This window comes from Streptomyces sp. SID4985, assembly GCF_009863025.1.
In the GTDB taxonomy this organism is placed as follows: Bacteria; Actinomycetota; Actinomycetes; order Streptomycetales; family Streptomycetaceae; genus Streptomyces.
Window position 1 is genome coordinate 1 of sequence record NZ_WWIR01000369.1, and the last position, 19870, is coordinate 19870.

Annotated in this window: 25 protein-coding genes; 14 read left to right on the top strand and 11 right to left on the bottom strand. The window is 70.0% G+C overall.

Annotated elements, in window-relative coordinates; genetic code table 11:
* The 4 genes from GTW40_RS15380 to GTW40_RS15395 form a co-directional block, all read left to right on the top strand.
* Positions 1–1616, top strand: a 1616-nt coding sequence (locus tag GTW40_RS15380; protein ID WP_161180750.1) for an N-acetylmuramoyl-L-alanine amidase, incomplete at its 5' end; no start/stop codon positions are given.
* 279 nt (positions 1617–1895) lie between these two features.
* A complete protein-coding gene (locus tag GTW40_RS15385) occupies positions 1896–2099 on the top strand; it encodes a hypothetical protein (protein ID WP_161180751.1) in 204 nt (67 codons plus the stop codon).
* A 62-nt stretch (positions 2100–2161) separates the two neighbouring features.
* Positions 2162–2479, top strand: coding sequence for a hypothetical protein (locus tag GTW40_RS15390; protein WP_161180752.1), 318 nt, complete (start codon positions 2162–2164; stop codon positions 2477–2479).
* A 58-nt stretch (positions 2480–2537) separates the two neighbouring features.
* On the top strand, positions 2538–2993 hold the full coding sequence (locus GTW40_RS15395; RefSeq protein WP_161180753.1) for an NUDIX domain-containing protein: 456 nt from the start codon (positions 2538–2540) through the stop codon (positions 2991–2993).
* A 41-nt stretch (positions 2994–3034) separates the two neighbouring features.
* On the opposite strand, the gene GTW40_RS15400 is transcribed toward GTW40_RS15395, so the two are convergent.
* Positions 3035–4375, bottom strand: coding sequence for a transcriptional regulator (locus GTW40_RS15400; RefSeq protein ID WP_202485928.1), 1341 nt, complete (start codon positions 4373–4375; stop codon positions 3035–3037).
* Positions 4376–4962: 587 nt separating this feature from the next.
* On the opposite strand from GTW40_RS15400, the gene GTW40_RS15405 reads away from it, so the two are divergent.
* Complete coding sequence (locus tag GTW40_RS15405; RefSeq protein ID WP_161180754.1) at positions 4963–5553, top strand: hypothetical protein; 591 nt, start codon at positions 4963–4965, stop codon at positions 5551–5553.
* 3 nt (positions 5554–5556) lie between these two features.
* On the opposite strand, the gene GTW40_RS15410 is transcribed toward GTW40_RS15405, so the two are convergent.
* Positions 5557–5961 carry a hypothetical protein gene (locus GTW40_RS15410; protein ID WP_161180755.1) on the bottom strand — a complete coding sequence of 135 codons (405 nt, stop codon included), beginning with the start codon at positions 5959–5961 and terminating at the stop codon, positions 5557–5559.
* A gap of 155 nt (positions 5962–6116) precedes the next feature.
* Between GTW40_RS15410 and GTW40_RS15415 the strand changes: the two genes are divergently transcribed.
* From GTW40_RS15415 to GTW40_RS33140, 3 genes are all read left to right on the top strand, one after another.
* A complete protein-coding gene (locus tag GTW40_RS15415) occupies positions 6117–6350 on the top strand; it encodes a hypothetical protein (protein ID WP_161180756.1) in 234 nt (77 codons plus the stop codon).
* Positions 6351–6502: 152 nt separating this feature from the next.
* Positions 6503–6895 (top strand): hypothetical protein, encoded by a 393-nt coding sequence (locus GTW40_RS33135; protein WP_237525531.1) that lies wholly within the window; start codon positions 6503–6505, stop codon positions 6893–6895.
* A gap of 150 nt (positions 6896–7045) precedes the next feature.
* Positions 7046–7660, top strand: a complete 615-nt coding sequence (locus GTW40_RS33140; RefSeq protein ID WP_237525532.1) for a hypothetical protein — start codon at positions 7046–7048, stop codon at positions 7658–7660.
* Between the two features lie 7 nt (positions 7661–7667).
* Here GTW40_RS33140 and GTW40_RS15425 read toward each other — a convergent pair whose 3' ends face one another.
* From GTW40_RS15425 to GTW40_RS15440, 4 genes are all read right to left on the bottom strand, one after another.
* Positions 7668–8450 (bottom strand): VOC family protein, encoded by a 783-nt coding sequence (locus tag GTW40_RS15425; RefSeq protein WP_161180757.1) that lies wholly within the window; start codon positions 8448–8450, stop codon positions 7668–7670.
* 245 nt (positions 8451–8695) lie between these two features.
* Positions 8696–9427 carry a TetR family transcriptional regulator gene (locus GTW40_RS15430; RefSeq protein WP_161180758.1) on the bottom strand — a complete coding sequence of 244 codons (732 nt, stop codon included), beginning with the start codon at positions 9425–9427 and terminating at the stop codon, positions 8696–8698.
* An 11-nt stretch (positions 9428–9438) separates the two neighbouring features.
* Positions 9439–9927, bottom strand: coding sequence for a DCC1-like thiol-disulfide oxidoreductase family protein (locus GTW40_RS15435; RefSeq protein ID WP_161180759.1), 489 nt, complete (start codon positions 9925–9927; stop codon positions 9439–9441).
* A complete protein-coding gene (locus tag GTW40_RS15440; RefSeq protein ID WP_161180760.1) occupies positions 9924–10343 on the bottom strand; it encodes a hypothetical protein in 420 nt (139 codons plus the stop codon). The genes GTW40_RS15435 and GTW40_RS15440 overlap by 4 nt, the downstream gene beginning before the upstream one ends.
* Before the next feature lie 147 nt (positions 10344–10490).
* On the opposite strand from GTW40_RS15440, the gene GTW40_RS15445 reads away from it, so the two are divergent.
* From GTW40_RS15445 to GTW40_RS15455, 3 genes are all read left to right on the top strand, one after another.
* Positions 10491–11087 (top strand): TM2 domain-containing protein, encoded by a 597-nt coding sequence (locus tag GTW40_RS15445; RefSeq protein WP_161180761.1) that lies wholly within the window; start codon positions 10491–10493, stop codon positions 11085–11087.
* The gene (locus GTW40_RS15450) at positions 11080–11487 is read left to right on the top strand and encodes a DUF2752 domain-containing protein (protein WP_343245708.1); all 408 of its coding nucleotides are present in this window, start codon (positions 11080–11082) and stop codon (positions 11485–11487) included. The genes GTW40_RS15445 and GTW40_RS15450 overlap by 8 nt, the downstream gene beginning before the upstream one ends.
* 216 nt (positions 11488–11703) lie before the next feature.
* Positions 11704–11967, top strand: a complete 264-nt coding sequence (locus GTW40_RS15455; protein ID WP_161180762.1) for a TM2 domain-containing protein — start codon at positions 11704–11706, stop codon at positions 11965–11967.
* Positions 11968–12043: 76 nt separating this feature from the next.
* Here GTW40_RS15455 and GTW40_RS15460 read toward each other — a convergent pair whose 3' ends face one another.
* The 5 genes from GTW40_RS15460 to GTW40_RS15480 form a co-directional block, all read right to left on the bottom strand.
* On the bottom strand, positions 12044–12805 hold the full coding sequence (locus GTW40_RS15460; protein WP_161180763.1) for a succinate dehydrogenase iron-sulfur subunit: 762 nt from the start codon (positions 12803–12805) through the stop codon (positions 12044–12046).
* Entirely contained in the window at positions 12805–14559 is a 1755-nt protein-coding gene (gene sdhA, locus GTW40_RS15465; protein ID WP_161180764.1) for a succinate dehydrogenase flavoprotein subunit, read from the bottom strand. The genes GTW40_RS15460 and sdhA overlap by 1 nt, the downstream gene beginning before the upstream one ends.
* A 19-nt stretch (positions 14560–14578) precedes the next feature.
* Complete coding sequence (locus tag GTW40_RS15470) at positions 14579–15052, bottom strand: succinate dehydrogenase hydrophobic membrane anchor subunit (RefSeq protein WP_161180765.1); 474 nt, start codon at positions 15050–15052, stop codon at positions 14579–14581.
* A 5-nt stretch (positions 15053–15057) separates the two neighbouring features.
* Complete coding sequence (gene sdhC / locus GTW40_RS15475) at positions 15058–15438, bottom strand: succinate dehydrogenase, cytochrome b556 subunit (RefSeq protein ID WP_078495794.1); 381 nt, start codon at positions 15436–15438, stop codon at positions 15058–15060.
* A gap of 187 nt (positions 15439–15625) precedes the next feature.
* Positions 15626–16174: a 2-oxo-4-hydroxy-4-carboxy-5-ureidoimidazoline decarboxylase gene (locus GTW40_RS15480; RefSeq protein ID WP_161180766.1), complete on the bottom strand. Its 549-nt coding sequence runs from the start codon at positions 16172–16174 to the stop codon at positions 15626–15628.
* A gap of 203 nt (positions 16175–16377) precedes the next feature.
* Here GTW40_RS15480 and GTW40_RS15485 point away from each other — a divergent pair, with 203 nt between their 5' ends.
* From GTW40_RS15485 to GTW40_RS15495, 3 genes are all read left to right on the top strand, one after another.
* Positions 16378–17994, top strand: a complete 1617-nt coding sequence (locus GTW40_RS15485; protein WP_343245709.1) for a glycoside hydrolase family 20 protein — start codon at positions 16378–16380, stop codon at positions 17992–17994.
* A 128-nt stretch (positions 17995–18122) separates the two neighbouring features.
* Complete coding sequence (locus tag GTW40_RS15490; protein ID WP_161180767.1) at positions 18123–18935, top strand: DUF4328 domain-containing protein; 813 nt, start codon at positions 18123–18125, stop codon at positions 18933–18935.
* 91 nt (positions 18936–19026) lie between these two features.
* Positions 19027–19587: a hypothetical protein gene (locus tag GTW40_RS15495; protein WP_161180768.1), complete on the top strand. Its 561-nt coding sequence runs from the start codon at positions 19027–19029 to the stop codon at positions 19585–19587.
* The last annotated feature ends 283 nt before the right edge of the window (positions 19588–19870 follow it).

Sequence of the window (19870 nt, forward strand, 5' to 3'; positions counted from 1 at the left end):
CGGGGGCCTCCGCCGTACCGCGCACGGTGCCGAGCCCGCTGCCGGCCGCGCCCAGCGCCTCGACGGTGGCCGCGCCTCCGGTGGTCAGCCGCGCGGGCTGGGGTGCCGACGAGTGCGCCCGGGACGCCGGTTACCCCGACTACGCGACGAAGGTGAAGGTGGTCTTCGTCCACCACACCGACACCACCAACACGTACTCCTGCACCGACTCCCCGGCGATCGTGCGGAGCCTGTACGCGCTGCACCTGCACCAGGGCTGGCGCGACCTCGGCTACAACTTCCTGGTCGACAAGTGCGGCACGATCTTCGAGGGCCGCTTCGGCGGCACCGCCATGCCGGTGATCGGCGCGCAGACGTACGGCTTCAACACCGACTCCATGGGCATCGCCGCGATCGGTACGTACACCGACCTCAGCGGTGGTGACGCGTCCGCCAGCACCATCAAGGGCGCCGCTCCCAGCCAGGCCATGCAGACGGCCATCGCCCGCATCGCCGCCTGGAAGCTCGGCATGTCCGGCATCAGCCCCACCGCGACCAGCACCCTCACCGAGGGCTCCAAGGACAGCTACGGCTTCACGTTCGGCCAGAGCTACACCCTGAACGCCGTCTCCGGGCACCGCAACGGGTACGCCACCGACTGCCCCGGCAACCAGCTGTACGCCCAGCTCGCCACCATCCGCTCCTACGCGACCGGCCCCGCCACCGGGGTCGCCGTCACCGGCGTCGCCGGGGCGAGCGGCACCGCCAAGTCGGGCACCTCGTACGTCACCGGCACCAGCGCCACGGTCCGCTGGAGCACCACGACCCCCACCGCGCTGCTGTCCGGCGCGGAGGTCCTGGTGGACGGCAAGAGCGTGGCGAAGACGGCGGGCAGTGCCACCTCCGCCGCCGTCACCCTGACCGGTGGCCGCCACACCGTGCAGGTACGGGTCACGCACATCACCGGCAAGACGACGACCTCGACCGCCGCCACCGTGATCGCGGACACCACCGTGCCGACCTACCCGACCGCGCCGTCCGCGGCGCTGCGCACCGGCACGGTGAACACGACCGGCATCCCGGTCACCGTCTCCTGGAAGGCCGCCGACGACAACGGTCTGCGCGCCCAGGCCGCCACCTCTCCCACGGCGGCCACCCTGGCGAGCACGGCCACCAGCTGGGCCACCACGGCCAAGGCCGCCACGGCGACCAAGTTCGCCCTCAAGGCGACCGACCTGGCGGGCAACGCGGCCACCACCTCCGTCACCCGGACGGCGACGCTCGTCCAGGAGACCTCGGCCAAGGCGACCGGCACCTGGGCCAAGAAGTCCAGCACCAGTTACCTGGGCGGTGCCTCGACCGGCTCCTCGGCCGCGAACGCCACCCTGACCTGGACCTTCAAGGGCCGCTCGGTCTCCTGGATCGCCTCCCGCGCCTCCACCTCGGGTCAGGTCAAGATCTACCTCGACGGCACCTACCAGTCCACCGTCGACCTGAAGTCCGCCACCACCCTGTACCGCCAGGCCATGTGGACCAAGACCTGGAGCGGTGTCGCCCAGCACACCCTCAAGATCGTGGTCGTCGGCACGGCGGGCCGTCCGGCGGTCACGACGGACGGGATCGCGGTCCTGAACTGACGTAGACACCGGCTGTGCGGGAAACGGGGGGTGCGATTTCTTCGCACCCCCCGTTCGCATGTCCCCGGTGGAGGCCGAATTCCCGTTCAAGACTGTCGGGATCCAGACGCGGGAAACCGTAGGGCTCGCGCGTGACGAACACCCCTACGGCCCGGCTGAGCAAGTCGTCCACGGACATGGGCGTGAGCCTAAGGGGTACGCCCACTCCGACCGGCCTCCTGAACGGCATGGGGGGAACCGTCCATGGATAAGCTCACAGGGAGCCTTTCAGGAGGGGTCATGGCGAAGGTCACCATCACTCTGGACAGCGATCTGGCCATCGAGGTCATGCTGCTGGCCGGTACCAGAAGCCCGCAGGACGCCGTCGAGCTGATCGTCCGGGACTACCTGGAACGGGGCCACCGCACCGAGGCCCGCACCGGCAACGCCACCGACCAGGAACGCCTCGCCGACCGACGGTCGGCACCGGAAGAGGGCCGCTGACCATCGAGCGGTGACCGTGATCTACTTCTGGTCGTCGTACCGACCTCCGGAGAGCCAAGGTCATGACCAACCATTGCTGCGAAGCGATGAGTCGCCACGTGAACGTGCGCTGCGACCAGCACGACGGCGACCCCTTTGGCTGTCCGGACGCGCTGGTCGGATTCAGTGCCAGGTTCCAGGAGTACGGGCTGATCGTCCATGACGGCGGCACATCGAGCATCACCATCGACTTCTGTCCCTGGTGCGGACAGCGCCTTCCCGAGTCACAGCGGGACCGGTGGTTCGACGAGCTGGAACGCCGTGGGATCGATCCGTGGGAGGACGAAGTGCCCGCCGAGTTCCAGGACGACCGCTGGCTCGCCGCCCTGCCCCGGGACTGACGTCCGTCGCTGCGATCATGAGGGGTGATGTCGGCGCGCGGAGCGAAAGGGCTTGACCGTGAAGCGAGTTGTCGCCCGGCTGTGGCGGAGCATCCGGGGTCCGCTGCAGTGGCGGATCCTGTGGTGCGTGAACGCCAAGTTCATGGTGGGCGTCACCGGGGTCGTACGGGACGACGCGGGGCGGGTGCTGCTGCTCAGGCATCGGCTGTGGCCGCCGGACCGGGCCTGGGGACTGCCCACGGGGTTCGCCCTCAAGGGTGAGGAGTTTCCGCACACCGTGGTGCGGGAGGTCAAGGAGGAGACCGGCCTCGACGTCGAGCCCTGCCGGCTGGTGCGGCTGCTCAGCGGCTACCGGCTCCGTCTGGAGGTCGCCTACGAGGCGTCGTACGTCGGGGGCACCCTGAAGATCGACGACTTCGAGATCCTGGAGGCGCGTTGGTGCGACCCGGACGCGCTGCCGGAGGGGCTCCAGGAGTCCCATCGGCAGCTCATCGCGGGGATCTCGTCTGCTTGAACTGCCTTTCCTTCCGGCATCGTTGACTCAGCTGTAGACGGTCAGCGCGGGGACGCGGGCAGTACGGCCTTCGCCCGGTCGTACAGGTCTCGCGCGTGAGCGTTCCCGCTGTGCGGCTTAATCAGCCTCAGCATGACGCGCATGCGGTCGTCGGCCCGGCCGGACTGCACCATGGGCCACTCGTCCAGCGCGGTCTTCCACGTCTCGCACGCCGCTTCGAGATGTCCCAGCCGCAGTTGCCGTTCCGCGAGGAGGGCGCGGTGACGTACGCGGGCTCGTCGGTAGACCCCGACGCGCAGCTGGTCCGACTGTTCCATCGCCTCGACCGACCCGGCCACATCGCCCAGCTCATAACGGACTTGCGCGATGTGGTAGTTCAGCGACGACGGGTCGTACGAACCGAATGGCTTGCCCCTGCTTTCCGCGCGGTTCATGGCCGCCTCCGCTTCGCGGATGTGCCGAAGGGCGCGGGGCCGGTCGCCGAGAAGCGCCGCCGAGTGCGCCTGCTGTCCGGCGAGGAACGCGCGCATCCGGGGACCGGCGGCGGGGGACGCGGCAGCGGCTGCGTCCGCGAGGTCCATGGCTTTCGCGCCATGACCGAGGTCGACGGCCTGCACGCTCATGCCGCGGAGTGTGGTGCAGTACGTCAGGTGGTCGTCCGCCGCTCCCGCGAGTTCGAGAGCCTTGACGTAGTAGCGCTGCGCGAGGCCATGCAAGCCCTCGTCGACGGCCATGTAGCCCGTGAGATAACTGAGGTCGGATGCCGCGGCCATCATGGCTTTGCGTACGTCCTCGGGGCCGTCCGCGTGCAGATAGCCGGTGACGGTGTTCACCAGGAACGCGGCGGCCATGGGACGTGCGTGGCGGCCGCCGAACTGGTCGTCCAGCTCGGAGACCTTGGCCGTCATGTCGATGACCATCCGGACTTCCGGCATCCCTATGCGGGTCGCCCGCCCGGCCTTGAACGCCTCCAGTCGCCCGAGCACGTCCTGCCAGCCGGGGATGGTGAGCGCGACGGAGAAAAGCCCGGCTTCCAGGACGCCACGCCGGGAGGGGTGCATGTCCTGCTTGCCCAGTTCGACCAACCCTTCCACCGTGTCACCCGCGGCAGCCGTTCGATCGTGCTTGGGCGGCGGGAAACCCGCTTCCGCGTAGGTGACGTGTCGGTTCAGCTTCCGTCGTAATGCCTCCAGAATGCAACGCCTGGCAGGCTCCAAGGGCATGGTGCCGTTCAACCAGTGGCTGACAGCCGACTCGTCATAGCGGAACGGCGTACCGGTCTCCGTGCCGACGGCGTTCGTCTGACGTGCCAACTGGGCGTGCTTCCAACCGGTTTCGCTCAGCAGCCGCGCCAGCCCGGCATTCGGTTCCTTGCCGCCCATCGCCCCGACTCCCGCCCACGAACTTTCAAGGCTTTCAAGTCCCGCTCCGGTGACCCAGCTACCGCGCAGCGTGTGCGTGCGGTTGCTTAGAGGTGAAGGGTCTCCCGGCGACAGTGAGGGTCCAGCGATGGAAAGTCAGACTTCCCCCGGCCAGGATCAGGCGGGGGCGGCGAGACGCACGAACTCACCGGCGGTACCTGAGATTGGGTCTCTGGTCCACGACAAGGCGCGAGAAACCGTCGCCGTGTTCCGTGGCGTGTGCTGTGGCCAGTGGTGGTGCCTGCGGCCGGTCACGGGTGGTGCTTCCTGGCAGGCCGACCCCGCGGACGTACAACCGGCGAGTCCCGAACAGCGCCTGAACGCCCTCACGGCCTGCGCGAACGCGCGGAGCAGGGGCGAGTACCTGTGACTGCCCCGGCCTTCACAGGTGAACGAACGCCAGTTGGAGAAGGCCGGGTTGTCCGCAACTGATCTCCGCCCCCTGCCACATCGACTCGCTCTGCGGCAGGGGGCGGGCAATACCCGGCTCGTCCCACACGGTGCGTGATGAAGCGGGTCAACCCTGAGGTACACGAAGGAGCGCAGCAATGACAGTTGAGCGTCCTGCCGCTGAGCGTGTGGCTGAGCGCGCACGAGAGATCCTGGCGGCCGTCGGAACCGATCCGGAATTCGCCGCGTTCAAGGCGGCCTGCCTCAAGTACGACAGCGACTGGCAGTGCTTCACCGGCTCGGTTGTCGTCGCCGAGTACGACCAGGAGAAGGACAAGCACGCCCTCTTCACGGAGGGTCTCAAGGCCCTCTGCCTCAAGGCGGCTGTGTACGAGATGACCGGCGACGAGCACGCGGCGGAGATCCCGATCGCCGTTCCCGTGGACGAGATGACGCACGCGATGATCGCGCAGCCTCAATTGCTGGCCCGTATCACCGCCCGGGTCGGTGTGGCGATCATCCACCAGACCGACCAGGAGCACACGGACTGGCGTCCCGGCGACTACACGGACCAGGTCTATCGCGCCGCGTGGGGCGAGCCGGACAGTCGCCTGTGGCTCGACGCGGAGGAGGTCACGCGGCGGCTGGACTGGTTGGACCGGAAGTACATCGCCATGGGCTTCCGCAAGCAGGGCCAGGCGCACAGCTTCACCTTCTCGACGGCGGAACTCTCCGCCTCCGCCGTATAGCGGCTACTCGAGCGCCCGGCGCAGAACGGTGAGCGGGTCGAGTTCCGGGAACCGCGCCCGGAGTTGGGCCGACGCCTTCTCGATCAGCTCGTCGAGCAGCACGGGTGCGGCGCCGTACAGCACGTCGTGGAGGTAAGGGACCACCTCGGAGGGGTCGGCCGGCAGGTTCAGTTCGGCGGTGAGCGGTACGCTCGCGCTCTTGTAGCGGCCCGCGGGCAGGCCGACCTTTTCGGGGTGGACGCAGACGGGTGTCCCGTCGCTCAGATACCGGTGCCCGTCTTCCCGGCTGAACGGGCATTCCGGTGTCGGCCGCTCGAACACGTCGAATTCCCCGACCGTGTGGAATCGCGACGGGCAGACACCGCACGCCCGGTGATGCACGTCGCCGTTCACGAAGGGCTCGGACATGACCGGAGCGTAGCTCTCCAACCACCAGACGGGACGACCGACCATGTACCACTGCAACGCCTCCGCCTGCTCACCCTGGTCGGACCTGACGAGCACGCCGCTGCCCGGAGCCGTACCGGTCGAGGAATTCCCCCCCGCACCTGTATGACCGCGTCGTGTGCGAGCTGGGCAAGGGGCATGACGGCAACTGTGCGGATCACGTGGGTGAGTTGAGCCCCGAGGCCCAGCTGTGGGTCCTGTGGGACGACAGCCGGTTCACGTACGCCGTGCTCCGCCCGTGCTGCATGAGCGACCCGACCGTCGACCCGGTCGAACGAGAACCGTGCACCCATTTCGCGGGCCACGCGCCGGGCCACTCCTGGCAGTTCACGGACATGCTCCACGGCTAGGGCCCGCGATTGCGGCGCCCTGGATGCGCTCGTCGTTCCACTGCGTGCCGGGGAGTCGAGGACGGCGACACGGCGGTGATGGCCAGCGTGATCGCGAGGGGATCTGCCCCGGACGCCCCAGGCCGATGCCGGGTGGGCCGTAGCCTGTTGCGGTGCTGAGCTATGACGAACTGAGCGCCACGGAACGGGAGTTGTGGGACGCCTTTCCCGAGGGGCGGTGGGTGGATCTGCGTACCGGGACGGCCGAGCGCGACGATCCCGCCGGGGGAGCGGAGTGGGGGCCGGGGCGGACGGTCCGCGCCGAGGTCGTGTCCGCCCTGCTGCTGGGCGTCAACCCGCCGGACGCCGGAAGCGTGGCCTCGCTGCGGCTCGCCGGTGCGCGGATCACGGGCCGTATCGACCTGGCCGGGGCGGAGATCGGGCATGTGCTCTGGCTGAAGGGATGCCTGCTGGAGCACCCGGTCAGCTTCTACGGGGCCTCGACGCGGACGATCCGGATCACGGACAGCCGGGTTCCCGGGGTCGACGCCGGTTGGGCCGTATAGAGGGTCACCTGGAACTGGACGGGACCGTGCTGGACACCGGCCGTCTTTCCCTCCTGAACGCCCACCTGACGGGGGAGTTGGGACTGAACGGGGCGCGGATCACGGCACCCGGCCCTGCACCTCACCCTCGCCGCCCCCGCGCAGGGCGCCGTGGACCTCCGGGGCGCCACGGTCACCACGCTGCACGACCGCGAGCACGCCTGGCCGCGGGAGATACGGCTGGACGGCTTCGTCTACGGCGCCCTCCGCTCCGACAAGGACTCCCTGAAGGAGGACACCGCCTATCGCCTGGCGTGGGTCCGCCGGAACCCCGGCTACGCCCCGCAGCCGTATGAACAGCTCGCCGCGAGTTACCGGCAGGCGGGTCACGACGACGTCGCCCGCCGGGTACTGCTGGAGAAGCAGCGCCACCGCCGCCGTACCGTGCACCCGGCGGGGCGCGTGTGGGGACATCTGCTCGACGCCACGGTCGGGTACGGCTACCGCCCCTGGCTGGCCGGGGTGTGGCTGGCCGCGCTCTCCCTGCTCGGCACCCTGGCGTTCAGCCTCTGCTCGCCCGTGCGCACGAAGCCGGGAGAGGGCGACCCGTTCCACGCCTTCGTCTACACCGTCGACCTGCTCTTCCCCATCGGCGACTTGGGTCAGCGCGGCGCGTGGCACTGGTCCGGAGCCGCCCAATGGCTGTCGTACCTGCTGATCGCCATCGGCTGGCTCCTCACGACGGCCGTCGTCGCCGGGGTGTCCCGCGTGCTGAACAGGAACTGACGCGAGCCTAGTCGCGCGGCCTCGGCTTGATCAGGGCGAACGGGGCGCCCTGAGGGTCCGCGACGACGGTCATGCGGCCGGCCACCATGTCGAAGGGCGGGGCGAGGACCGTGCCGCCGCGCTTGACGAGGGCGTCCACCGTGGAGTCGACATCGTCGACCGCGAAGTAGGTGAGCCAGTGGGCCGGGGTGCCGGGCGGGTCGTTGGCGAGGAGGGTGGCGCCGCCGACGGTGCGGTCGCCGACGTGCAGTTCCCAGTACGCGTCCATGCCGTCGGCCGGGACGATGTCGATCCCGAACGCCTCGCCGTAGAAGGCGGCGGCCGCCTCCACGTCGGTGGTGTGCAGCTCGTTCCAGATCAGGGCGCCGGGCTCGTTGACCACACCCGCGCCGAAGAAGTCCCCCGGCTGCCAGACGCCGAACACCGCGCCCTGCGGGTCGGCGGCGACCAGCATCCGGCCCAGCGTGCCGACGTCCATGACGGGGAAGAGCAGGGTGCCGCCCGCGGCGACGATCTGGTCCTGGGTGGCCTGCGCGTCGGTGGTGGCGAGGTAGCTGGTCCAGACGGTGGGCGGTTCCGGCATCCCCTCCGGGGCCATCGCCGGGGCGATCCCCGCCACCGGCTTGCCCTGCAGCTCGCAGACCGCGTACCCGCCGAACTCGGCCGGCCCGGCCACGCCCTGCCAGCCGAGCAGATCACGGTAGAAGTCCAGCGCGGCCTGCTGGTCCTGTGCCATCAGATCGACCCAGCACGGGGTGCCGGTCGCGTACGGGGTGGTGACGTCGGGCATCGCTCGCTCGCTCTCTGGAGAGGGTTCCCGCCAGCCACCCTGACGTTCACGCTCCGGGAACCGGGCCCGACACGCCGTCGCGCTGTCCGGCACCGCCCCGCAAGCGCATCCTCACGCAAGAGTGCGCACGACGTCGAACTCGTTGCCCTCGGGATCGGCCGTCACGACCTGGCTCCGGCTCGTGGCGGTCGACAACCAACTCGGTGAACCTACTGGTCACAACTCCCCGATCCTCACTCGTCCTGTCATGTCCTTTTCCCCGGATCCGGCAGCGCCTTCGTCATCCCCGGCAGGAAGTCCGTGAACAGTTCGTGGACCTCCAGGACCAGCGGGCGCAGGACGCGGAAGCGGGCCAGGGCCACGCCGCGGGCGGTGAGGCGGGCGCCGCGGCGGGCGAGGCGGTAGCTGCGTTCGCGGTTCTCGGTGCGGTCGAAGACCCAGTAGAGGACGAGGCCCATCTGGGAGAGCCACATCAACTCCGGCAGGACGTCGCGGAGTTCGGGGGCCACCTTGGATTTGGAGCCCGCCAGGACCTCGCGGTGGACGCGTATCGCCTGCTCGCGGGCGTGGCTGCTCTCGGGGGAGAAGGGGCTGAGCGGGCTGTCCGGGTCGGCGGCGTTCTTGAAGAACTGGACCGCGAACTCGTGGTACGGCCGGGCGATGTCCAGCCACGCCGTGAGGACGCCCGCGAGCCGTGCCTCCAGGTCGGTCTCCCGGTCGAGGACCTCCCGGACCGCCACCTGGTGCTCGGCGGCGATCCGGTCGTAGAAGCCCTGGATCAGGTGTTCCTTGCCCGCGAAGTAGTAGTAGGCGTTGCCCACGGAGACCCCCGCCTCCGTGGCGATGGCCCGCATCGTCGTCTTGTCGTAGCCGCGCTCCTGGAACAGCCGCATCGCGGTCTCCAGGATGAGCGCGCGGGTCTGCTCGGACTTGGTCTGGGGGCCGGCCTCGTCGGGGCCGTCGTTCTTCGCGGGCACGGTAGAAGAGCCTAACCAGTGGGGCACGCGCCGTCGGAACAGGACTGCGGGTTGTAGACCCAGCCTGCGGACCGGTCGTACCGCCAGCCGTCCGCTCGGCGGTACGTCCGCTGCCCGCCCCACTGCCTGCCCCGGTACTTGGCGGCGGCCAGCACCGCGCCCCGCGCCAGGCGCATCCCGGCAGGCGTGCTCAGCTTGTGCGCCAGCGGGCGGTGCTCGCGCAGGGCCCACAGGACGACGATCCAGGCCCGGGCGCCCCGGTAGACCTGCCCGGCGTCGCCGATCACGGTCACCTCGTCCAGGGTGCGGGGCGCGTCGAGCCCGGGGAACCGCCCGCGCGCCTCGGCGGACCCGGCCGCGACCAGTTCCACCGGCACCAGCTTGGGCTGCCTGGCCAGCCAGTCCCGTACGTGGCGGCACAGCGCGCACTCGGCGTCGTAGAGCACGGTGAGCCCGTGGACCGGGGCGACGGGTGCGCCCCGGTCCTGAGCGGCGCTCACGCCCCGGCCGCCGGAGGCGCCATCGGCGGGACCCAGCCCTGCGGGGCCACCGGCGGGTGGGGCTCCCGCTCCATCAGCCCCCGGCGGCGGATCTTGTTGAGCACGTACACGTTGCCCAGGTGCATCACGCCGAGGACCAGCAGCACCACGCCGAGCTTGGTGGACAGGGCCTCGAAGATGCCGCGCGTGTCCTCGATCTCCCCGCTCTTGCTCAGGTAGAGCGCCACGAAGCCGAGGTTGACGAGGTAGAAGCCGACGACGAGCAGATGGTTCACGGCGTCGGCCAGCTTCTCGTCGCCCCGCAGCACGTCCGCCAGGAAGATCCGGCCGTTGCGGCTGAGCGTACGGGCCACCCAGACGGTCAGTCCGATGCTGACGGTCAGGTAGATGACGTAGGCGATGACGGTGCGGTCCATGCCCCACCCCTTCTTGAACGCGTTCAAAACGCTGACAGGGCATGACTGTAGACCTGTTTTTGAACGCGTTCAACCGTCTGGCGCGACCGCCTGGCATGATGATCCGAAATACTCGTCTTGTCGTAACGATCCGCAGGAGCAGTCGCCTTGAGCGAGCAGCCTCAGCAGCCGGGCCCCGAGCGGCCCGACCTCCAGAAGTCCGGACCTGGTCCTGGTCCTGGTCCCGGCCAGGCACCCGGCCCCGGTCCCGGTCAGGCGCCCGGTCAGGGCCCCGGCTACGGCTACCCCAGCCAGCCCCCGCCCTTCCCGCCGCCCGGCTCCCCGCAGCCGGGCTACCAGCAGCCGGGCGATTACCAGCAGGGCCATCAGCCCCCGCCGGGTTACCAGCCGCCTCCGGGCTATCAGCCCCCGCCGGGTTACCAGCCGCCTCCGGGCTACCAGCAGGGCTACTACCCGCCCCCCGGCCCCATCCCGCCCGGCATGTACACCGGCGACCCCAACGCCCCCTACGGCTACGACCCCTACGGGCGCCCGTACTCCGACAAGTCCAAGGTCATCGCGGGCGTCCTCCAGCTCCTCGTGGGCACCCTCGGTGTCGGCCGGTTCTACCTCGGCAACGTCGGCATGGGCCTGGCCCAGCTCTTCACCTGCGGCGGCTTCGGCATCTGGGCGCTGATCGACGGCATCATGCTCCTGGTCAGCGACAACCAGACCGACGCCCAGGGCCGTCCCCTGCGTGGCTGAGACCGTGCCCCGCGGCGCCCCGGCGTTCCGTCACCCGGCGGCGGCACCCCTGGCGGTGCTCGTCGCCGGTGCCGCCGGTTCCGTGTACCTCTACGGCACCGATCCGCACCAGCCCGGCCACCTCCTGCCCGGCTGCCCGTTCCGGATGGTGACGGGGCTGCTCTGCCCGGCCTGCGGCGGCACCCGCATGGTCTACGACCTGATGCACGGGCACTTCGCCCAGGCATGGCTGGACAACCGCGTGCTGCTGCTCGCCTCGCCGTTCGCGCTGGCACTGCTCGGGCGCTGGATGCTGGAAGGGCTGCGGGGGCGCCGCTGGCGGCCCCGGCTGAGCCCGCGCGCCCAGGTGGCGATCCTGGGGACCGCGGTGCTGTGGTCCGTGGTCCGCAACGTTCGCTGAGTCGCTCGACGGTGCCCTCGGGCGGCTCAATCGCCGTACGCGGCAAGGCATTTGATCACGGCAAGGAAACGGTAAGGGAACGATCGTTCGATCTTGCCCCTGAATATTCACTTCGCCTCCCTAGGATCACCCATCACAGGGGGGACGACGAGGCACGCACTTCGCCGTGGGATCTCTCCTGCCCGCATCCCTACGGCACTGCCAGGAGCAACAGCCATGAGCGTTCCCACCCCTGACGCCCCCTACGGTTTCGACCCGCAGGGCCGCCCCTACTCCGACAAGTCCAAGATCGTCGCGGGCATCCTGCAGATCTTCCTGGGCGGCCTCGGCATCGGCCGCTTCTATGTCGGCAACACCGGCGTCGGGATAGCCCAGCTCCTCACCTGCGGCGGCCTCGGCTTCTGGGCGCTCATCGACGGCATCATCTTCCTCGTGAGCAACGACCGCACGGACAGCAAGGGTCGTGTGCTGCGCGGCTGACCGCACGGACGCCACCACGCCCGAGGGCCCCGCTTCCGGTGACGGAAACGGGGCCCTCGGGCATGCTGCGGAAGGATCAGAAGCGGCGCGTGATCAGGGCGCGCTTGACTTCCTGGATCGCCTTGGTGACCTCGATGCCACGCGGGCAGGCGTCCGTGCAGTTGAAGGTCGTGCGGCAACGCCACACACCGTCACGGTCGTTGAGGATCTCCAGGCGCTGCTCGCCCGCGTCGTCACGGCTGTCGAAGATGAAGCGGTGCGCGTTCACGATCGCGGCCGGGCCGAAGTACTGGCCGTCGTTCCAGAACACCGGGCAGGACGAGGTGCACGCGGCGCACAGGATGCACTTCGTGGTGTCGTCGAAGCGCTCGCGGTCCTCGGCGGACTGCAGGCGCTCGCGCGTCGGCTCGTTGGTGTCGTTGGTGACCAGGAACGGCATGACGTCCCGGTACGCCTGGAAGAACGGGTCCATGTCGACCACGAGGTCCTTGAGCGCGGTGAGGCCCTTGATGGGCTCGACCGTGATCGGCTTCTCGGGGTTGACGTCCTTGATCAGCGTCTTGCAGGCCAGCCGGTTCTTGCCGTTGATCCGCATGGCGTCGGACCCGCAGATGCCGTGGGCGCAGGAACGCCGGAAGGTCAGCGTGCCGTCCTGGTCCCACTTGATCTTGTTGAGCCCGTCGAGGACGCGCTCCTTGGGGTCCATCTCCAGCTGGAAGTCCTGCCAGTGGACCTCCGACGAGACCTCCGGGTTGAACCGGCGGATGCGGAGGGTGACCGTGATGTAGGGGGACGCGGCGGCGGCCGCCTCCGCCTTGTCCAGAACAGGGGTAGCCATCAGTACTTACGCTCCATCGGCTGGTAGCGGGTCTGGACGACCGGCTTGTAGTCGAGACGGATGGTCTCCGAACCGTCGTCGCCCGTCTCGCGGTACGCCATCGTGTGGCGCATGAAGTTGACGTCGTCGCGGTTCGGGTAGTCCTCGCGGTAGTGACCGCCGCGGGACTCCTTGCGAGCGAGCGCGGAGACGGCCATGACCTCGGCCAGCTCCAGCAGGTTGCCCAGCTCGATGGCCTCGAGCAGGTCGGTGTTGAACCGCTTGCCCTTGTCCTGGATCGCCACGTTCTCGTACCGCTCGCGCAGCTCGGCGATCTTCTCGACCGCCGTCTTGATCGTCTGCTCGGTGCGGAACACCATGACGTTGGCGTCCATGGTCTCCTGCAGCTCCCGGCGGATGTCGGCCACCCGCTCGGTGCCGGTGGAGTTCCGCAGCCGCTCGATCTGCTCGACGACCATGCCCTCCGGGTTCTCCGGCATCTCCACGAAGTCGACCGTGTGGGCGTAGTCGGCGGCGGCGATGCCCGCGCGACGGCCGAACACGTTGATGTCGAGCAGGGAGTTGGTGCCCAGCCGGTTGGCGCCGTGCACGGAGACACAGGCGACCTCGCCGGCCGCGTACAGACCCGGGATGACGGTGGTGTTGTCCGAGAGGACCTCACCCTCGACGTTGGTCGGGATGCCGCCCATGGCGTAGTGCGCGGTGGGCTGGATCGGGATCGGGTCCGTGTAGGGCTCGATGCCGAGGTAGGTGCGCGCGAACTCGGTGATGTCCGGGAGCTTGGCGTCGAGCTGCTCCGGCGGGAGGTGCGTGAGGTCGAGGTAGACGTGGTCGCCCTCGGGACCGCAGCCGCGGCCCTCGCGGATCTCCGTGTAGATGGAGCGCGAGACGACGTCACGGGACGCGAGGTCCTTCATGACCGGCGCGTACTTCTCCATGAAGCGCTCGCCGTCCTTGTTGCGGAGGATGCCGCCCTCACCGCGGGCGCCCTCCGTCAGCAGGATGCCCATGCGCCAGATGCCGGTCGGGTGGAACTGGAAGAACTCCATGTCCTCCAGCGGGATGCCCCGGCGGAAGCACGCGGCCTGGCCGTCACCGGTCAGGGTGTGCGCGTTGGACGTCACCTTGAAGAACTTGCCGGTGCCGCCGGAGGCGTAGATCACGGACTTCGCCTGGAAGACGTGGATCTCACCGGTGGCCAGCTCGTACGCCACCACACCGGCGGACGTCTTGACGCCGTCGACCTCGGTGATGAGCTGGTCCAGGACGTAGAACTCGTTGAAGAACTCCACGCCCTCCTTGACGCAGTTCTGGTACAGCGTCTGGAGGATCATGTGGCCGGTGCGGTCGGCCGCGTAGCAGGAGCGGCGGACCGGGGCCTCGCCGTGGTTGCGGGAGTGACCGCCGAAGCGCCGCTGGTCGATGGTGCCGTTCGGCGTCCGGTTGAACGGCAGGCCCATCTTCTCCAGGTCGAGGACGGCGTCGATGGCCTCCTTCGCCAGGATCTCGGCGGCGTCCTGGTCGACCAGGTAGTCACCGCCCTTGACCGTGTCGAAGGTGTGCCACTCCCAGTTGTCCTCCTCCACGTTGGCCAGCGCGGCGGCCATGCCGCCCTGCGCGGCGCCCGTGTGGGAGCGGGTGGGGTAGAGCTTGGTCAGCACGGCGGTGCGGCTGCGCTTGGTGGACTCGATGGCCGCGCGCATGCCCGCGCCACCGGCGCCGACGATGACGGTGTCGTACTTGTGGATCTTCATGATTCTCGCAGCCCCGTGCCTAGCGGATGTTCGGGTCGAAGGTGAAGATCACCAGCGTGCCCAGCAGGATGGTGAACACCGTGGCGGTGTAGAGCAGCGCCTTCAGCCACAGGCGGGTGTTCGCGCGCTCCGCGTAGTCGTTGATGACCGTGCGCAGGCCGTTGGCGCCGTGCAGCATCGCCAGCCACAGCATCGCCAGGTCCCAGACCTGCCAGAACGGGGACGCCCAGCGGCCCGCCACGAAGGCGAAGCCGATCTTGGAGACGCCGCCGTCAAGGACGAGCTGGATCAGCAGGTGGCCGAGGACGAGGACGACGAGGACGATGCCGGACAGGCGCATGAAGAGCCAGGCCGCCATCTCGAAGTTGCCCCGCGTGGACTTCGGGGTCTTCTTGGTGCGCGTGCGGGAGCGCGGCGCGTCGAGGCTCATCGCGTAGGAGTCCTCGAAGGCGTCCGCGGAGGAGCCCGTCAGCTTGATCTCAGAGGTGGACATCGGCGTCAGCTCCCGAACAGGACACGAGCGGCGTGGCCGAGGACGGGGTACAGCGCGCCCACCATCAGGACGAGCCAGACACCGACGACGGTCCACAGCATCTGCTTCTGGTAGCGCGGTCCCTTCGACCAGAAGTCGACGGCGATGACGCGCAGACCGTTGAGCGCGTGGAAGAGGATGGCGGCCACGAGGCCGTACTCCAGCAGCGCGACGATCGGGGTCTTGTACGTGGCTACGACCTTGTCGTAGTCCTCGGGGGAGACACGCACGAGAGCGGTGTCGAGCACGTGAACGAACAGGAAGAAGAAGATGAGGACGCCGGTGACTCGATGAGCCACCCAGGACCACATACCTTCCCGGCCGCGGTACAGCGTTCCAGCCGGCACGGAAGAACCCTCCGGGTGCGGGGACTAGGGCCGCGCCGGCTTCACTGTCGGTCGGGCCCGGCCGGGTACGGTCCACCGGCCCTCAGCATCGTATCCATGACGTGCGCCAGGGCCGACGGGGGGCCGGTCTGTGTGATCCACCCCGCATCGCACGGGTGATCGGGACCACGCCGGGATGGCTGCTGGGCTAGGCCCTGGGGCGGGGCGCGTAGTCGCTGGTGGTGCGGCACCCGGAGCCGCCGAGGTGGACGGCGAGCCGGTACCGGGCCAGTCCGCGCAGTTCCTCGGCCACGACCACCCGCTCGTCGTCCGGATCGTTCGTCAATCGTGACCGGATGCCCTCCAGGACGCGGTCCGGGAGCTCCTCCGGCGGGGCGTCGCCCGGGGAGATGACGAAGACGTGGCCGAACCGCGCCTCGTAGGCCGCGTGCGCGGCGTCGAGCGCGGTGTGGGCGGCGGAGTACGTCCCCTGGGGGAGCCGGGGAAGGGACTCCCCGGCCAGCGCCTCGGCGAGTTCGGCCCGGCTCAGGTCGTACGCCGCCTCGTCGGCGGCCGCGAGCAGGGCGCCCAGGTCCGGATAGGGGCGGTGCTCGGCGAGCCGGTCGGCCCAGCGGCCGCTGCCCAGACAGCGCGTCAGCAGGGCGCGGGCCTCGTCGGCGGGGGCCAGGTTGAAGGCGTCGAGCGGCGTGGGGAGATACGGCGAACGGTGCGCAGGCAGCGTGGGTCCTCGCGTCACGTGTGGTGTGGGACAGGGGGATGTGGCAGCGGTTGCGGCGGGGTGGGGCCGGGGGAACGGCAGGGGAACGTGTGAAAGGTGTGCCGACACGTTATCGAGAGTGGTCACTCTGTGTCCGATGGATGCCCGGTTTTCACTCGGACGGGAGAGTTTGGGAAACGCTCGATGACGAGTCCCCGCCGGTTCGGTCGTAGGTTGGGAAGGTGAGCCAGCACAGGCGCCGTAGAGCGGCGCGGCAGGTGAAGCGGAAACGGGCGATCGTCGTCGCGGCGGTCGCCGGGACGGTCGTGGCCGGCGTGGGTGTCGGCGTGTGGGCCTCCTCGGGCGGCGGTCCGCCCAGTGGCTCGGACGTCGCGAGCGTGGGCGACAGCCCGAGCCCGTCGCCCACGCGGAACTATCCGCTGTCGAAGGCGCCGCAGACCATACCGGCGGTCCGCTCCCACACTCCGGCGCACGGCCCCGGCTGGCGGCCCTCGGGCGGCGACCGGGTGGTGGTCACCGACCCGAAGCTGGCCGACGAGGGCAAGCTCATAGCCGGGGAGCTCGGCCTGAGGTACGCCGGGCAGAAGAAGGACGTGCGCGCGGGCGACGTACGGCTCACCCTCGGCGCCAAGGGCGGCAACCCGGAGTCGTACACCATGACCGTGCGCGACGGCCGGGTGGAGATCAGCGGCCCCGCCGACGCGGGCGTCTTCTACGGGACCCGCACCCTCAAACAGGAGGTGCACGGCGGCGGCACCGCCCCCGAGGGCGTCGTCAAGGACGAGCCCGCCAAGCCGGTGCGCGGCTTCATGCTCGACATCGCGCGCAAGCCGTTCTCCGAGACCTGGATCGAGGACCGGGTACGCGAACTGGGCGATCTGAAGTTCAACGAGCTGGGGCTGCACTTCTCCGACGACCAGGCGTTCCGGATCCAGTCCACCACCCACCCGGAGATCGTCTCCAAGGTCCATCTGACCAAGGCGCAGGTCAAGAAGATCATCGACCTCGCCGCCGCCCGGCACATCACGGTCGTCCCCGAGATCGACTCACCGGGCCACCTCGGCGCCGTCATCGCCGCCCACCCCGACCTCCAGCTGCGCAACACGAGCGGCACCCCGACGCGCGGCGCGATCGACATCTCCAAGCCCGCCTCCGCCCAGATCGTCGACGACCTGCTGAACGAGTACTCCGGGCTGTTCACCCAGAAGCAGTGGCACCTCGGCGGCGACGAGTACCAGGCGCTGACCGTCTCCGACCCCGAGGCGTCCTACCCGCAGCTGGCCGCCGCCGCCCGCGAGAAGTACGGCCCCGACGGCTCCGTCGCCGACCTGGCCACCGGCTGGCTCAACGACCGCGCCGCCACCGTCCGCGCCCACGACCGCACCATGCGGGCCTGGAACGACGGCTTCCTGCGCGACACCTCGATCCAGCCCGCCAAGGACCTCCAGGTCGCCTACTGGACCGGCAAGGAGATAGGCGCCCGGCAGCCGGTGACGTATCTGAGCGCGGGCCGCAAGCTCCTCAACTACAACGACGAGTACCTCTACTACGTCCTCGGCGAGCCCCAGACCTTCGTCTACCCGACCGGACAGCGGATCTACGAGCAGTGGACCCCGCGCGTGGTGCGCGGCACCGAGGCCGTCCCGGCGCAGTACGACGGGCAGATCCTCGGCGGCTCGTTCGCGGTGTGGTGCGACTTCCCCAACGCGCAGACCGAGGCGCAGGTCGCCTCCGGTATCCGGATGCCGCTGCGGGCGACCGTGCAGAAGCTCTGGTATCCGGGCCAACCCCCGTTGTCCTGGGCCCAGTTCCGGCAGTTGGCGAATCGGCTGGACTGAGGTTCGCGGGGAACGTAGGTTCCAGGAAGCCGTCGGTGGGTCCGCTCGCCGACGGCTTCCTGGCGCATGCCGACCCTGGGGAGGGGCGGTGAGGCGCCGTCGTCGGCATGTATCGGGGGGAAACCGTCATGACCTGCACTCACTGCGGCCGTCGGCCCGCGTCCGCCGGGAACACGCTGTGTCCGGAGTGCCTTGCCGCGGGGGTGCATCCGCCGTTCGCGCCTGCGGGGCCGCCGGTGGCTCCGCTGCCGTCCTCCGGGCTGCCTGTCGCTCCGCCGCCCGGCGCGCCGTTCGTTCCGCCTCCGGGCTTCGCGCTGCCGCCCGGTCTCGCGCTGCGCTCGCCGGTCGGGCTCGGACGGGCCGCCGTCACGCTGCTCGCGCTCGTCGCCGTGGCCGACCTGTTCGCCGTCTGGGCCGACGCGCTGCAGCTGGACGGCGCGGGCCGGGGCCGTACCTCCGACCTGGCCGACCTCGCCACCGGGCTCACCGGGGGCGCCCAGGTGCTCACCCTGCTCGGGGCGATGGTCGTCTATCTGTGCTGGCTGTACCGGGTGCGGATCAACGCCGAGGTGTTCGACCTGGCCTCGCAGAGTCTGCGGCGGGGCTGGGCGATCGGGGCGTGGTTCTGTCCGGTCGTCAACCTGTGGTTCCCGCGCCGGATCGTGCTCGACATCTGGGACGCGAGCGCGCCTCAGGGCCGTCCCGCCGGGCACGGGCTGATCAACGGCTGGTGGGCCCTGTGGCTCGTGTCGGTGTTCGCGGACGAGGCGGCCACGCGCGAGGTGACCGAGGGCGCCGTGTGGACCGCGCGCGTCCTGCTCTTCTCCGACCTGACCGACATGGTGGCCGCCGTGCTCGCCGCGCTGGTCGTGCTCCGGCTGACCCGGATGCAGAACGAGAAGGCGCTCGGCCCTTCCCCGTACACCTCCGTTCTTGGCTGAAAACCGGCGACTGTGACACTCCGGGGCCGTCGCACGCAGTAAGGGGAAATGCGGGCTCCGTAAAGACGGTGCCCAGGCGAGGGGAGATTCCATGAGCCTGGTGGAACTGATCGCACAGGCCGACGCGCGCGGGCTGGCCGCCAGCGGACTGGCTTGTTCGGATCGGTGCGTCCCCCTGGTGTACGAGGACGACGACCTGCTGCGCCCCCTCTGGGCGCACCTCGCCGACGGCTCCGACTGGTCCGAGAGCCTGGAGAAGGCGCGGGCCGCGCTCACCACGGTGGACCCCGGCGAGGACGAGGCGGCCCTGCTGGTCCGGCGGATGCTGGAGGAGGCCCCGGCCGAGCGGTCCGGCGAGGCGCTGCGGGAGTGGGCCGACGCCTGCTCCCTGGCCGCCCTCCAGGTGCACCGGCTCCTCGACCCCGCCACCGAGGACACCGCTCCGGCCGCCGACGCGGCCGAGGACCGCGACGGCGGTACGGAGGAGACGTCCTCCCCGCTGGTCGCCGCCGAACTCCGCCGCCAGACCGTCGTCCTGGAGCTCGTCGCCGAGCACGGCGCCAACGGGCTGCGCCGCGCCCTGGACGTGTCGATCGAGGGCCGCCGGGTGCTCCAGGCGGTGGTCTCGCGCCGGGCGCGCAGCCAGGGCTGAGCAGCCGGGCTTGAGCAGACCGGGCGTTTCGGTTTCTTCGGGGCGCCCGGCCGCTCAAACCCCCGTGTGTGGGCGGGAACTGTGATCGTCCCGGGGTGGCGGTGGGGCGGTCCTGCGCCGGTTCCCGGAACGGCCCGGATTCCTGTTACGGCCGGGGCTCCGGGACCGCTGTCCCCTGTGTGACAACCCTGTACCCGACAGCCCCGTACCGCCTCCTGCCGCCCGCGCCGGACCCCGGGCCCGCGCGCTGGGCCGCGGACACCGTCGCCGCCCTGCGCGAGGG

Coding starts and splice junctions, on each gene's coding strand:
- GTW40_RS15385 (WP_161180751.1), top strand. CDS start 1,896: ATGGCGAAGGTCACCATCACTCTGGACAGCGATCTGGCCATCGAGGTC.
- GTW40_RS15390 (WP_161180752.1), top strand. CDS start 2,162: ATGACCAACCATTGCTGCGAAGCGATGAGTCGCCACGTGAACGTGCGC.
- GTW40_RS15400 (WP_202485928.1), bottom strand. CDS start 4,375: ATGGGCGGCAAGGAACCGAATGCCGGGCTGGCGCGGCTGCTGAGCGAA.
- GTW40_RS15405 (WP_161180754.1), top strand. CDS start 4,963: ATGACAGTTGAGCGTCCTGCCGCTGAGCGTGTGGCTGAGCGCGCACGA.
- GTW40_RS15410 (WP_161180755.1), bottom strand. CDS start 5,961: ATGTCCGAGCCCTTCGTGAACGGCGACGTGCATCACCGGGCGTGCGGT.
- GTW40_RS15425 (WP_161180757.1), bottom strand. CDS start 8,450: ATGCCCGACGTCACCACCCCGTACGCGACCGGCACCCCGTGCTGGGTC.
- GTW40_RS15440 (WP_161180760.1), bottom strand. CDS start 10,343: ATGGACCGCACCGTCATCGCCTACGTCATCTACCTGACCGTCAGCATC.
- GTW40_RS15455 (WP_161180762.1), top strand. CDS start 11,704: ATGAGCGTTCCCACCCCTGACGCCCCCTACGGTTTCGACCCGCAGGGC.
- GTW40_RS15460 (WP_161180763.1), bottom strand. CDS start 12,805: ATGGCTACCCCTGTTCTGGACAAGGCGGAGGCGGCCGCCGCCGCGTCC.
- sdhA (WP_161180764.1), bottom strand. CDS start 14,559: ATGAAGATCCACAAGTACGACACCGTCATCGTCGGCGCCGGTGGCGCG.
- GTW40_RS15470 (WP_161180765.1), bottom strand. CDS start 15,052: ATGTCCACCTCTGAGATCAAGCTGACGGGCTCCTCCGCGGACGCCTTC.
- GTW40_RS15490 (WP_161180767.1), top strand. CDS start 18,123: ATGACCTGCACTCACTGCGGCCGTCGGCCCGCGTCCGCCGGGAACACG.
- GTW40_RS15495 (WP_161180768.1), top strand. CDS start 19,027: ATGAGCCTGGTGGAACTGATCGCACAGGCCGACGCGCGCGGGCTGGCC.